The following is a 12,830-nucleotide window of genomic DNA, read 5'->3' on the forward strand; positions in this document are numbered from 1 at the left end:
GCTCTCTGGTGGTCAGCGATGCGGGGAGCAATATCGGCGACATTGTCTCCCAGGCGCGCAGCGTGGCGGACTTCATTGCCGAGATCAGCAAGGCCACGCGCGAACAAAGCGAGGAGATCAGCCAGGTCGGGAAGTCGGTGGCGGACATGGACTATCTGACGCAGCAGAACGCGCAGTTGGTGACCCAAGGGGCGCAGGCTTCCAGCAGCATGCAATGGCAGGTGAAAAATCTCGTGGAAGCGATTGGCGTGTTTCGGTGAGCGGCCACGCCAGCGAAAAATCCTGACGACTGCTTCTGGCCGGCAGGCGACCGTCTCGGAGCGCCCCCTAAGAGCCGCTAACGCCACCCAGCAAACCGTAGGTTTGCGATTGAGACGAGACGTGAAGCCGCAGGCAGTACAAAAGTACGACAAGGCGAAACAACGACGTATCAAGGGTGGTGTTGGCGGGTCTAAGAGGACTGCTAAGGTACTAGTGACTCCAGGCGGAGCTTGGGTTCTTCATAGACCGAGTCCTCGGCGGGATAGCGCAGGCCAGAAATGCCGCGAGCTTTCGCGCTTGCCCATACGACGCTTTCGCCAGCAGGCAATGTGTCTGGCTGCGAAGAGTAGATGGGATCTTTGAATGCGGTTGTTGCTGATACGAACGTCCAGCCTCGCTTGCGAAAAGCCGAAACGATATCAGGCAAGGCTGCCGCATTGATCTCATTGGTGTGCAGCAGCATCACATGCGCAGGGCTTCGACCAAGTACCTGCTTGGCCAGGCCTTCATAGTAAGCAGCCCGGTCAAGCAGGTGTTCAATGTAGGCCAACTTGACCCGGACAGCCTTGTCGTGTGAACCAGATCGTAGAAGCGAGGAGTAGATCTGGTTGTAGTACCAATCACTGGCATCGATGGAGACTGGAGCGGGTCTATATCCATTTGATTTCATCCAGGACCGGATGCCGTCACGCTTTTCCTCCGTGTCACCTTCTTTCAGGTAAGGAAAACGAAGCATCGGCACCCAAGTCGGAATGTGACGCAGAGCTGCATCGGCCTTTTTCACGTCCGCAATGAATTCGTTCAGTGTCGTCTCGGTGGAGGCAAGACTGCGGTGTGTCGCCGTATGGTTGCCTACGGCATGACCTGCCTTGGCCCAATCCATGATGAGCCCCATTCCTCGATCACCGCCTATGCGAATGAGTGAGGGGAACACCATCGCTGTGATGCCAGAGTCTTTGAGGCTGGTGATGATCTGCTGATTCCAAACCTGCGCATGGGCCTGCCTGTCGGGGTTCAGTCCATCATCAAAGGTCAAACTCAACGTCTGGGCAAAGCCCGGAGATGAAAAAAGCAGAGCGGCCAGGGATGCAATAGCGCGAAGAATGGTTGTCATGAGAGCTTATGAAACACGCGTGCAGTGAACCTGCAAGTCGTTGACTGTGAATCGACCCATTGCAGACGTTCGAGGATGTCTGCTGCTTGACCCTAGGCGTTATCACTGCCGGAGCGCACGAAAGAATACCGGCGAATGTCCGTCCTCAGCTCCCATCCTCTGCCTTCCCAATAAGCGTGGGCAGAATGGTTCTCCTGAAGAACATCAATGTGACTCTTATGAATGCCGAGTCTTTCAAGTCCTTCCAGGCAGAGCTCCACCAAGCGGGAGGCAATGCCGCGTTTTCGGTGTGTAGGCAGGACTACAAGGTGCTGCAAGTAGCCGCGGCGACCATCGTGGCCTGACATGATGCATCCGACGATATGCTCGCCTTCTAACGCAACGAAGCTCAAACCAGGGTTGCGCAACAAGTAGCGCTGGGTAGCTTCCCGTGAATCGGCATCCCGAAAAGTAACCCCATCTGTTTTCTTCATCATTGCGGTGACGCTGTCGTAGTCCCCAATGCTCATTGGTCGGATAGATATCTGATTCACGGCGCTAGGGCAGTAGGGTGTTCTCACTGCTGTCTCCAATTTCTGACAGTCCAACGGCGAGAGCACATTCTGCTTGAAACACGTGGACTGCTTGTGGCCGGGAGCCGCTGTCTCTGTTCGACCCATACCGGGTCTTCCCATTTCGGGTCATATGAGTGAGAAGCTATTCGCCAGAAGAAATCATGCGGCGAATCTTTGTCGCTTTTTCAAAGTGATCAAGCTTGTGTTGCTTGATCCACCATTCAGCCGCCTCCATCAGCAGGTCTGGATCATCATTTTTATTGGCGAAGAAAGCGTAAAACGAAAGGCCTACAGTTTCCCCTTTCTTCATGATTTTCTCATCGCAGATAGCAATAGCCTTGGCTCTTAAGCTCGATCTCATACTAATTTTTATTCTCAAATTTTCAAAAAAGAATTGTCATCTAGGCTAGAGACTTCAACATAAATTTCTCTGCCTCCGTCTATCTTGGAGATCTGCATCACCGTATTACACAGGATCTCAAAGTCGGCTGCTGGCCGGTTGCCGCCGTCGCTGTTCAGCCTATGCAGACGCGGATGAGCACTGGAGCCCTTGCATCCAATCGACAAAGAACACCAGCCTCTGATTGAAAACGTCGCTCGTTGCCGAGGGCGTTCTGGCATGTTCAAGAAAGAACTCCATTTGTTCGGCCATTTCTGGAAATCGACCCGAGAAAAACCTGGCGTATTCCTCCAGAGATTCAGGCCATAGACGGTCTGCCTCAAGGCGCAGGACGTTGGTTGCGCGAACCAGCTTTTTTGCAGCCTCTTTTTTCAGCCGTCTCGTTGCGTCTTCGTCATGTGCTTGAGAGATACGGGTCATGTAGTCACGGAGAATCTGGACATAGTCTCCATTGACTGCTTTCGCAATTGCGGGTGAGGGCTGAAATGCCTGAAACCGAAGTGCCAGATCTGAACCATGAATACAGCGGCACTCATGCTTGAGCCAGTAGCCCCAGCTATGCAAATTGGCAGGGTTCAGCACATCCTCAAGTACACCTATATCCAAATCGATCTTGGTGACTTCAGGATGACCAGCTTCCAGATTGGAACGGACGCGCTCAAGAGATTCAGCCTCTGGTGTGGAAAGCGGCCTCGACAGCACCAACGTCAAATCCAAGTCCGACTTTCCGGGTTGGGCCATCGCTCTGGGCACGCTGCCGTACAGATACAGACTGTCGAGGACTGCCCCGAGCTCCTGCACTAGACTGTCACGCGCCTCGTCAATCAGGTTGACGAACTCGGGTTGTAGAGGTCTGACCGGGAGAGTCTTGATGAAGGTGGGGGCGGCGTCACGACAGCTTTTCATCAGCTCAAGAATAGCGCAGTGGTTCATTCGAATGCCGCCCGGTCGGCAGTAGCCGGCCACTGAGGGCTGCTTGCAGCTGTCCCAAATGGTCGATGTCGCGCGAAGCAGCGATAAATCGACAAGTCTCGGCCTTCGTCGGAGGCCTCATAATGCGCAACCATGCAAGCGCTGCGTAACTCCCTGTCACTGACCCGCCTGGTTCTGGCGTGGTTCATGCTGACGTTGAGTATTGCAATGGCTTCGCCCATAGTGCATCCAAAAGCCATCGAGGTGGTCTGTACCTCAAATGGCAGCATGCAGGTGATCATGCTTGATGAGGACGGCCAGGCCGCGCCGGGGCTTCATCATTCGTTGGACTGTCCCTTGTGTCTGACCATCACGACACCGCCGAGCTATTCATCACCGCATCTTGAGCAGCCACAGCCGCTCGGCTTGGCGCTACAGCCTGTAGTTTCAGCGCGCATTGCCGCGCTGGTGGGGGCACCTCTGCCCCCGCGAGGGCCGCCAACGCTCGTGTAAGTCCACTGTGCCGCCAATCGATGGCGGATACAGCCTATCGCCGTCGGGCCCAGTCCTGCCCGGCCGATCTCACTTGCACGCAGATAGTTCATGACCCATCCCTTTTATGGCGCGATGCCCAATGGCAACGCGAGTTCTCTTTCGCTCGCCTTTTTTCAACGCAACAGCGTGGCCCTGGCTGTGGCCCATCTGTCATTGGCTGTTCCTCTTGCAGTAGCGAGCTCTGCCAGTTGGGCGCAAACCGACGTCACCCTGGACACGGTTACCGTACGTTCATCGGGGGACACCCCTTTGGAGCGTTCAGTGGGCACCGGCAGCCGGCTCGACCTCAATGCACGCGACACTCCGGCCAGTGTCGAGGTGACCACGCGCGAGCAACTGGAAGCTCGCGGCGACACTTCTCTGGTTGACGCAATCACGCGATCTACCGGCATCACCAGCCTGGGACATCCGGGCAACAGTGGCAGCGCACTCTCGGCACGAGGTTTCACGGACTCCACCTCGGTCATGCGTCTATACGACGGTACGCGCCAATACGGGGGAGTCGGTGTGAGTTTTCCCTTCGACACCTGGTCTATCGACCGCATAGAAGTGCTGCGCGGACCCGCATCCGTGATCTACGGTGACGGCGCTATTGGTGGCGTGGTCAATGTGATCCCCAAAAAGCCCACGCGCGGACCTGTTCAAAATGAAGTCCAGGCCACGGTGGGAAGCAGAGGCAAACGTGCATTGGCCTTTGGCAGCGCAGGCGCGATCAATGAGCAATGGTCCTACCGACTCGATGTCAGTGGCGACCAATCGGATGGCTGGGTGGATCGTGGCGATTCCAGCAATCGGACGATCTCCGGCGCTCTGCGCTGGGATGTGACACCTGACTTCAACTTGCAACTCTCGCACGCACAAGGCCGGCAAAAGCCCATGCGCTACTTCGGTACACCGCTGATCAACGGAGTACAAGACCCGGCGCTCCGAGAGCGCAACTACAACGTTGCCGACAGCCGCATCCAGTTCAAGGATCGCTGGACCGAATTGGCTGCTCAGTGGGCCCCCGGCAGCAATATCGTCGTACGAAGCAAGCTCTATCACATTGGCAGCGACCGCTATTGGCGCAATGCCGAAGCGTATCGGTACAACGCCACTACGGGATTGATTGACCGCTCGGACAACACCGAGATCGGTCACGACCAGACGCAGACAGGCAACACCACGGATGTGAGCTTCCATGGCAGCTTGCTCGGACGTCCAAACCAGCTCTCCGTGGGCTTCGACGTGAACCGCGCATCGTTTCAGCACACCAACAACACTTACACCGGCAGCTCCGGTCCGGTCGATCCCTACAACCCCGTCCCGGGCTACTACAGCAGCTCCGTACCCTTCATTCCCCGCTATCAAAACAAGGCCGAGCAATATGCGCTGTTTGCGGAAGACCGGCTTGAACTGACGGATCGCTGGTCTGTCGTGGCGGGCACGCGCTTCGACCATGCGGACCTGTCGCGCCAGGATCTGGTGGCGGGCAATCAGGCTTTCAAACGCAGCTACTCCAATACCGGTTGGCGACTTGGCTCGGTCTACAAGCTAAGTCCTCAACTGTCCCTGTATGCGCAGGCATCCAAGGCCGCAGATCCGGTGAGCGGCCTGCTGATGTTGTCGGCGGCTAATTCCGCCTTCGACGTATCGAGCGGTAAACAGTTTGAGGTCGGTATCAAGCAATCCTTCTGGGACGGCAAGGGTGACTGGACGCTTGCGGCGTACTCCATCACCAAAAACAACTTATTGACGCGAGACCCTGCAAACCCCGCTCTGCGCATACAGGTTGGCGAACGCTCCTCCAAGGGCATCGAGGGGACCCTGTCGATGCAAGTCAGCAAGGCCGTGCAGATTGATGCCAACTTTGCGCTGCTCAAGGCTCGCTATGACGATTTCAGCGAGTCCGTGGGCGGCATCGCTGTTTCACGCAATGGCAATATTCCTACCGACGTGCCGGAGCGTGTTGCCAATGTCTGGGTGAGCTGGAAAGTCGTGCCTGACTGGACGCTGTCCGGCGGCCTTCGCCATGTGGGAAAGCGCTATTCAGACAATGCGAACACCTTGAAGCTGCCTGCCTACACCACGGCAGATCTGGCGCTGCAATGGAAGGCTACCAAGGCCACCACGTTCACGCTGCGCGGCTTCAACATCTTCGACAAGCACTACTTCACGACCTCCTACTACACCAACACGCAGTGGCTCGTCGGGGAAGGGCGACGTGTTGAGCTGACACTGAACCATCGTTTCTGAGCGGGCCGCCGATGTGGACTTCTGCTTATGCCAAACGGCTTGTGTTTCTGGTGCATCGATGGACCGGGGTGGCTGCATGCGTGCTGATGGCGCTCTGGCTCTTCAGCGGAGTGATGATGCTCTTTGTCGGTTACCCCAAGCTGTTGCCGACGGAGCGCCTGCAGGCATTGCCTTTCCTGAGCACTGGCCAGAGCTACCTGCCTGTTGAGGCAGCTCTGAAGCAAAGCCAGTCTGCCGACAGAGTGCAGCAGATCGTGCTCACCACCATTGCGGGCCGCCCCAGCTACCGGCTCAAGGAGGCGGATGGCACGCTGCGGGTGGTTGATGCCGGCACGGGCATTGTTGCGCAGCCGCCCGACGACGCAGCGACCTTGCGCAGCGCCAAGGCCTTCCTGTCCGGAGCAAATGGGGCGCTGCAAGGTTGCACGCAAGACGACCGTTGGACACATTCCGCCTCGCTCGATCCCCATCGGCCTCTCATCAAGGTCCTGATGGACGATTCCGCATCAAGCCTGTTGTACATCTCGTCGACCACTGCCGAGGTGGTCATGGATGTACCGCGCCATCAACGTTACTGGAACTACGTGGGTGCCTGGCTTCACTGGGTGTATATGGTGCGTGAAGGCTCCAAAGACCCTGTATGGAGCTGGCTGGTGATCGGGCTCTCGGCATTGGGAACCGTCTCCACCATTGCCGGTGCCTTGGTGGGCATCTGGCGATGGCGCTTCAACGGTCGCTACAAATCTGGAGCCAGGACGCCGTATCGGGAGTTCCAGATGCGCTGGCATCACATCACCGGCCTCGTATTTGGAGCGATGATGATCTGCTGGATCTTCAGCGGCCTGATGTCCATGAATCCGCTGGGGATTTTCAGCCCGCAAGGACCTCGTCCCGATCTGCATGCCTACCAGCATGCAGGTCCAGGAAGCAATCCCTTCAGGCTCACCACGCACGAAGCGCTGACACTGCTCAGCGCCGAGGGGTTTGACACGCGCGAGGTCGAATGGAAAGTACTGGATGGGCAGCCCTATCTGCTGGCCTTCAATGGAGTGGGGCAGACCCGCATCGTGTCCGCAAGCCTTGCTGCGCCCCAGGTAGAGCGGGAACTTGACCGTTCGAAACTAGAGCAGGCGGCGCAGAAGCTGTTCCCTTTTGCCATTCGCTCGACCACGTTGCTGAACGAGTACGACGCCTACTATTACCGTCGGGGTGAGGCCTCGATGTATTCAGCAGCGGCGCGTGATCTACCCGTGCTCCGGATGCAGTTTGAAGATCCGGGAAACACCATCGTATACATCAGCCCGTACTCTGGTGATGTTGTGCTGAGCCTGGACCAAAGCCAGCGTACAGGGCGGTGGCTGTTCAATTTCCTGCACAGTTGGGATCTGCCGTGGATGCTGCGCCACGCCTGGCCGCGTGATGCCATTCTCGTTTTGCTGAGCATTGGTACGTTGGCTCTGGCACTGACCGGCATCGTGCTGGGCTACAGGAGACTGAAGGTATTCATCGGGCACAGGCGCCGATTTTGATCTTGGGGATGGTGCAATCGAAGAGCGTCGCTTTACGGCCTGCTGCAAGACCCGAGCGAGCTTGCCTCGCGTAGCATCGGACGCAAGCCAGGCAGGAAATTGCCTCATCCGGCTTCCATCCGATGCCTTGTCTCGCAGTCTGCAATGAGGCCGACTGCGGGAAAAATCCACCTCAGAGCAGCGGACTACGTCACGCGGATAACTTGCTTGCGATGTATTTCAGCGCACCTTGAAACACCTGGTGCCATCGCTCATCTGGCGGCTGTGCAAGCGGATGCCAGAAGAACTTGAAGTCATGACCGCCATCATCGCCGGTCCGATATGTCCAGGATTCGGGTGAACTTTCCACAGCACACAGATGGAATGCCCAGATCTGGTCCTCGTAGCCAGATGCCCATACTCCCAGATCCAGCAAGACTTCAGATGCTTCAAGTCCACTTTCTTCGCGCAATTCGCGCAATGCCGCTTCTCTGGAGTTCTCGCCCGGTTCAATCGTGCCTTTGACAAGTTGCAGACCTGCCAGCGGGTGCTCAAATGCCAATATTTCGATGGCGCCTCGGTTCCGAATGACCACTGGACAGGCCTTGCTTGGGCGCAATGGAGTTTCCGATTTCATCAAACTATTTTCATGCCATAGCCTTGGCTGCTCTCGTGAGTACCACGCACTGAAGCCAGCCAAGGCCGGTTGTACCTAAAGCCCAACCTTCATGCGGTGCGCCGCGAGCCGCCACAGAGATAGCCAATCAGTATCTCCACGATGGCCTGCTCGGTCTTCTGGATCGGGTGAGGTGTTCCGGGAGGAATGACAGCGGCATGAATCAATGACTCCATGGTCCGCAACACAATCCAGGTGGCGAGATTCAGGTCTTCCTGGACGACTTCATCCCGGTGCTCCTCCAGCAGCTGACGAATGCGGCAATGAATGCTTTGATCGGCCTCGCTCTGATCCGATGGTGCATCAAAGAACGGAAACTCTTTCTCCAGCACCTGGTGCAGCTCGGGAGCAACCTGATGCGCCGCCAGCCATGCATGCACGATAGCTGCCAGCCGCTCCAGCAAGCCTGGCGACGTGGTGCCCGCCAGGACGGTTTCCATGGCCGCGTGCATTTCTACCGCGTGTCGTTCATGCAGGGCCGTGATCAGGGAATCCTTGTTGGGAAAGTACTGGTAGACGGAGCCGACGCTGACCCCAGCGCGTTCGGCAACCAGATTGGTATTGGTTCCTGCATAGCCGCGCTCGCTTAAAACGCGAGCCGTAGCTTCAAGAATTGCATCGACCAAGGCCCGTGAGCGGTTCTGGCGAGGGATTCGTCGTGGTTGAGGCAGGGGCGGCATAGGTCTGTCCGAACGCGAGTTTTCAATGCGAGCAATGGCTCATATTCTTTCACATATCGAGCAAATGCTCATATTTGGAGTGATCGATGTCCATTCGTTCTCATGAAGCGTTGGCAGCAGCGGCCTGTCAGCCGCCCGCCGTCAATGCATTAATCAAGCTGCTGCCAGTCACACAGGCAGTGTTCATCGGATTCCCGATCATCGGGACGCAGTCTGTGGCGGCCTTGCTGTCTCGGGCATGGTTCGGCATCTTTGTCGCCCCATCCCTGCTGGTCGCAGTGCGGCTGCTGAGCTTCTTGCCCCAAGGAGTGCGCCATGCATGAAATCGACCATAAGCCGCGCACAGCAAGAGCCGTGGGAGTCGTGCAGGCAGTTCATTCCATCACTCCACATATGCGGCGAATCACGGTGGGCGGTGACGAGATCGCAGCATTTCTTCAAGTGCCGGGAGTCGATGAACCAGCCGCCTGGGTCAAAGTCTTTCTTCCCACCGGGGAAGGGCGTGCCTACACGATACGAAGTGTCGACTTCAAGGCAGGAACGCTGGATCTGGACTTTGTTCTGCATGGAATAGGATCCGACTCCGGTCCGGCCTCTGAGTGGGCATCTCGGGCTTTGATTGGCGAACACATCGGAATCGCAGGGCCTCGCAGCGGCGGTTTCCTGCTCCCCGGCAATACACAGTGGGTCATGCTGGCAGGCGATGCAACCGCTTTGCCCGGCATCCAGAGCATTGCCAGCCGTTTGCCCGCCGACATCAATGCCAAGGTCTATGCGGAAGTGCTGTCGCCAAGTGAGCATCAGCCTATAGACAGCCTGGCCAAGCTGCGCGTCCAATGGATCAATGCCCAGCCGGAACCCGGCCTGAGCCTGTGTCAGGCACTGCTGCACCGCCCCTTGCCGACAGGGCCTGGCTACATCTGGATTGCGGGAGAGTCTGCGGCCATCCGTAGCCTGAAGCATCATTACTTTCAAGAGCGAGAGCTGCCCAGGCACGGCGTGAGCGCGAAGGGATACTGGAAGTCCGGGGCGGCCGACCACCGGGAAGCGTGATGTGTTTCTCGAGTACCTGCTGTCAGCGGGGCTGATGACGGGTAGCCGCGCTTACATCCCAGATGCGCATCCGACGGCCTGCAATCCTGTCTATCGGTTGTCTGCTATTTGCGCCGACAGCAGCGGTTGCAGCGGACCCAGGCCGGGCATTGGCGGCATTGCTAGCTTGTGCGTTTCCGGGCCCGCTCCATCGCATCGATCGAGGGTACAAATCCAAGTTTCGAAAAAAATGCAGGCGCTTGAGAGCGAGAGGCTCGCAGCATCCAGGTGATGCCTTCGTCGTCGCTCACAATCTCTTCGACCAGGCTTCTGCCAATTCCCTTGCCTCTCCATTCCGGAGCCACCACAACCATCGATAGATAGCCATTGGACAGTCCGTCAGTGATTGCGCGCGCAAACCCGACCACCCGGTCCTGAGAGACGGCCACGACCACTCGTTGAGATGCTGAGACAAGGCGCTCAAGAAATTGGCGGTCCGGGATACGGTGAGACCATCCATTGGTTGCCAGAAGCTGAAATGCGCTGCCCAGATCGGCAGTTGAATATCTGCGAATATGTGATGTGTTGACTTCCATGCTGGAGCATTCCTTCAAGGGAGAATTCTTGACCGCAGCAGAGCTAGAGCATGGCCTATTTCAGTCATTCAGCGACAGTGCAATGCGCTTCAGCGCAAACAGGGCTGCGAGTGGCAGTATCTGCCTGGCAATGATGCTTGCCCTGAAGAGCTTTCTTCAGACCCACAGGGAAGAGTGCTGGCCCTTCAGGCAGGTCGAGTTCGGCCAAATCAAACCATCTGGCGGTGCATTGCGTTCCACTGTCTTCATGAAACTCAATACTGCTTTGATTTTCAAAATTCGCGATGCTGAACAGTACCTCGCAAATGAACAGCACTTCGTGGCCGGGTTCCCCTTCATGGGTATAGATGTTCTCCATCACGAGTGGAGTACCCACTATTTCAGCGTCGACGCCCAGCTCCTCCTTGAACTCACGTATCAGCGCTGATTGCCAGTGCTCGCCGAATTCGATACTGCCTCCCAGGGGGCGAACACCTTTCAGGTGGCCCTGGTCATCCAATACCTCGACAGCCAGCAACTTGCCTTCTCGCCAGTGAAGTCCAAGCGCTTTGACTTTTATGGATGCGGCAGGCCTCCATTTGCTTGTGTACATACTTTGTCTCTGAATAAGCCGAATCTGGTTGCGTGCATTGTGCATGCCTGAACGAAGGACTGCTTCTGGCCGGCAGCTACCGGCACCGGCGGTCGATTCAAATGGAATACGCGGCTGTTTGGAAAGGGCTGGAGAGCGATGCGGACCGCGCCGCATTCTCTTTGCTGCTCGGCAGGCTGCGGCATGTGGCGATGGCCGAGGGCCGAGGGCCAAGTGAGAACCCCTTATTTCGGGGGATCAGGAATCGCCGCGGCGGATCAAGCCGCAATTTTGTCCGACTGCCGGGGGCTTTCGATCGGTATATCCGGATAGTCCACTCCAGACACATGTACCCGATCACGCCCGGCATTCTTTGCCTGGTAGAGGAGCTGATCCGCCTCCTTAAGGGCCCGCTCAAATTGAAAAGCCTGGGTGATCGATGAAAGCCCAAAGCTCATGGTCATTCTGGTGCCGGATGGAAGAATGTCATTGCTTGAGCCGATGTCGCGCTGGACTTGCCTGGCAATGGCTTCGGCATCCTTCAGTGCAATGTTCGTCAGCAAAATCACAAACTCTTCACCGCCAAACCGGGCGACAAGGTCGTGTTCTCGCATATTGCTTTGCAGGATCGCCGAGACAAGCTGCAGCACCTTGTCGCCGCGCTCGTGGCCCCAGGCGTCGTTGATGCGTTTGAAGTGATCTATATCGCAGGCCAGCACTGCCATGGGATAGAGCCTCAGGTCGGCAAGACGTCCCTGGGCATATTCCTGAAAGGAGCGGCGATTCAGTATCTGCGTCAAAGCATCAATGTCACGTTCCTTGCGCAGCTTGCCGACGGTTTCCTTCACGGCAATCGCGGTCATCACCACGGTGAAGAGCAGCGAGAAGTTCAGAATGCTCAGCAGCGTCAGGATCCAATAGGGCGAGCTTGGCAGGGAACGGAGATCGGAATATCCCAGCAGCCAGATCAAGACGGGTCGAGTGAAGGTGTAGGCGGTGAAGAGGATGCTCAGCCAGAGCAGCGATTGATCGAGCCAGTCGAATGAGTTCCTCCTTGAGCGGATCTGCAAAATAGGCAGCAGTAAAACAAGACCGGAACCGACACTGAAAGAGCTCACCCGAGCCCAGACATTCGGCTCGACCCGGCTGAATTGGTAAAGCGCAGCCAGGGTGACTATGGCGATGAGCAATGCTGCATGCGGTTGGGTGGAGACACGCCAGCGCTCTGCCCAGCTTCTGGCAAGACACCACGCACTCAGCAGGTAGAAGCTGCCGATGAGCAGGGCGTAGCGGTTGAGTTCTTCGAGAGGGAGCAGGCTTTGCGCCCCGAGAGGCAATGCTGTGAGTGAATAGGCGCAAGCTTGCCAAAGCAGAAAGCGCTGTGATCGCTGGACAAGCCAGGCAACGATCAATATGGCAGCCAGGACCAGTATCGCCAGCGACGGCGTCAGAACCAAGATGAAGTCATTGTTCGAGAACATCTGACCAGAGCCTCCTCGATCAAAGATCGAAACGGAGCAGCATTGCCTGTTCCTGGATTGCAAAGCGACAACCAGCAGCCAGCATTCATACATCCTGGTGTGTGATCTCACAAGTCCTTGCCATGCCTTGTGTCTGGTCCACGTCATCCGGATTCGAATGTGAGCAAGCCGGCAAGTCCGCTCAGGCGATGGCCGCGTTTGAACTCATGTCCTTGGAGTCGTCGGCTGCCATCGGGCCTGGGAAGATGATTTGGC

At 57.0% G+C, this 12,830-nt stretch carries 14 protein-coding genes and 1 pseudogene; 6 read left to right on the forward strand and 9 right to left on the reverse strand.

Annotated elements, in window-relative coordinates; genetic code table 11:
* Positions 1-260 (forward strand): annotated as a pseudogene (locus EIC84_RS20570) (hypothetical protein); the annotation flags it as partial.
* Positions 261-463: 203 nt separating this feature from the next.
* Here EIC84_RS20570 and EIC84_RS20575 read toward each other — a convergent pair.
* From EIC84_RS20575 to EIC84_RS20590, 4 genes are all read right to left on the reverse strand, one after another.
* The gene (locus EIC84_RS20575; protein ID WP_003064093.1) at positions 464-1,375 is read right to left on the reverse strand and encodes a polysaccharide deacetylase family protein; all 912 of its coding nucleotides are present in this window, start codon (positions 1,373-1,375) and stop codon (positions 464-466) included.
* Between the two features lie 92 nt (positions 1,376-1,467).
* Positions 1,468-1,884, reverse strand: a complete 417-nt coding sequence (locus EIC84_RS20580; protein ID WP_003064091.1) for a GNAT family N-acetyltransferase — start codon at positions 1,882-1,884, stop codon at positions 1,468-1,470.
* Positions 1,885-2,071: 187 nt separating this feature from the next.
* Positions 2,072-2,239: a DUF6500 family protein gene (locus EIC84_RS20585; protein ID WP_231879666.1), complete on the reverse strand. Its 168-nt coding sequence runs from the start codon at positions 2,237-2,239 to the stop codon at positions 2,072-2,074.
* A 210-nt stretch (positions 2,240-2,449) separates the two neighbouring features.
* A complete protein-coding gene (locus EIC84_RS20590) occupies positions 2,450-3,262 on the reverse strand; it encodes a hypothetical protein (RefSeq protein ID WP_003064085.1) in 813 nt (270 codons plus the stop codon).
* A 132-nt stretch (positions 3,263-3,394) separates the two neighbouring features.
* Between EIC84_RS20590 and EIC84_RS20595 the strand changes: the two genes are divergently transcribed.
* The 3 genes from EIC84_RS20595 to EIC84_RS20605 all read left to right on the forward strand — a co-directional run bounded on the left by EIC84_RS20595 (position 3,395) and on the right by EIC84_RS20605 (position 7,560).
* On the forward strand, positions 3,395-3,754 hold the full coding sequence (locus EIC84_RS20595; protein ID WP_034361806.1) for a DUF2946 family protein: 360 nt from the start codon (positions 3,395-3,397) through the stop codon (positions 3,752-3,754).
* 90 nt (positions 3,755-3,844) lie between these two features.
* On the forward strand, positions 3,845-6,031 hold the full coding sequence (locus EIC84_RS20600) for a TonB-dependent siderophore receptor (RefSeq protein WP_034361804.1): 2,187 nt from the start codon (positions 3,845-3,847) through the stop codon (positions 6,029-6,031).
* 11 nt (positions 6,032-6,042) lie between these two features.
* Positions 6,043-7,560 (forward strand): PepSY domain-containing protein, encoded by a 1,518-nt coding sequence (locus EIC84_RS20605; RefSeq protein WP_003064076.1) that lies wholly within the window; start codon positions 6,043-6,045, stop codon positions 7,558-7,560.
* A gap of 190 nt (positions 7,561-7,750) precedes the next feature.
* Here EIC84_RS20605 and EIC84_RS20610 read toward each other — a convergent pair whose 3' ends face one another.
* Together EIC84_RS20610 and EIC84_RS20615 are read right to left on the reverse strand one after the other, a co-directional pair.
* Positions 7,751-8,176, reverse strand: coding sequence for an NUDIX domain-containing protein (locus tag EIC84_RS20610; protein ID WP_003064073.1), 426 nt, complete (start codon positions 8,174-8,176; stop codon positions 7,751-7,753).
* An 89-nt stretch (positions 8,177-8,265) separates the two neighbouring features.
* Complete coding sequence (locus tag EIC84_RS20615) at positions 8,266-8,895, reverse strand: TetR/AcrR family transcriptional regulator (RefSeq protein ID WP_179626208.1); 630 nt, start codon at positions 8,893-8,895, stop codon at positions 8,266-8,268.
* Positions 8,896-8,981: 86 nt separating this feature from the next.
* Here EIC84_RS20615 and EIC84_RS20620 point away from each other — a divergent pair, with 86 nt between their 5' ends.
* Complete coding sequence (locus EIC84_RS20620; protein ID WP_003064066.1) at positions 8,982-9,218, forward strand: hypothetical protein; 237 nt, start codon at positions 8,982-8,984, stop codon at positions 9,216-9,218.
* On the forward strand, positions 9,211-9,948 hold the full coding sequence (locus EIC84_RS20625) for a siderophore-interacting protein (protein ID WP_003064063.1): 738 nt from the start codon (positions 9,211-9,213) through the stop codon (positions 9,946-9,948). Before EIC84_RS20620 ends, EIC84_RS20625 begins: the two co-directional genes overlap by 8 nt.
* A 161-nt stretch (positions 9,949-10,109) precedes the next feature.
* Here the strand turns inward: EIC84_RS20625 and EIC84_RS20630 are convergent, their stop codons facing one another.
* The 3 genes from EIC84_RS20630 to EIC84_RS20640 form a co-directional block, all read right to left on the reverse strand.
* Positions 10,110-10,523 (reverse strand): GNAT family N-acetyltransferase, encoded by a 414-nt coding sequence (locus EIC84_RS20630; protein WP_003064060.1) that lies wholly within the window; start codon positions 10,521-10,523, stop codon positions 10,110-10,112.
* Positions 10,524-10,587: 64 nt separating this feature from the next.
* Positions 10,588-11,115, reverse strand: coding sequence for an NUDIX hydrolase (locus tag EIC84_RS20635; protein ID WP_003064057.1), 528 nt, complete (start codon positions 11,113-11,115; stop codon positions 10,588-10,590).
* A 257-nt stretch (positions 11,116-11,372) separates the two neighbouring features.
* A complete protein-coding gene (locus EIC84_RS20640) occupies positions 11,373-12,575 on the reverse strand; it encodes a diguanylate cyclase (RefSeq protein ID WP_003064055.1) in 1,203 nt (400 codons plus the stop codon).
* Positions 12,576-12,830 lie beyond the last annotated feature (255 nt).

It is taken from the genome of Comamonas sp. A23, from assembly GCF_004522605.1.
Lineage (GTDB): Bacteria > Pseudomonadota > Gammaproteobacteria > Burkholderiales > Burkholderiaceae_C > Comamonas > Comamonas thiooxydans.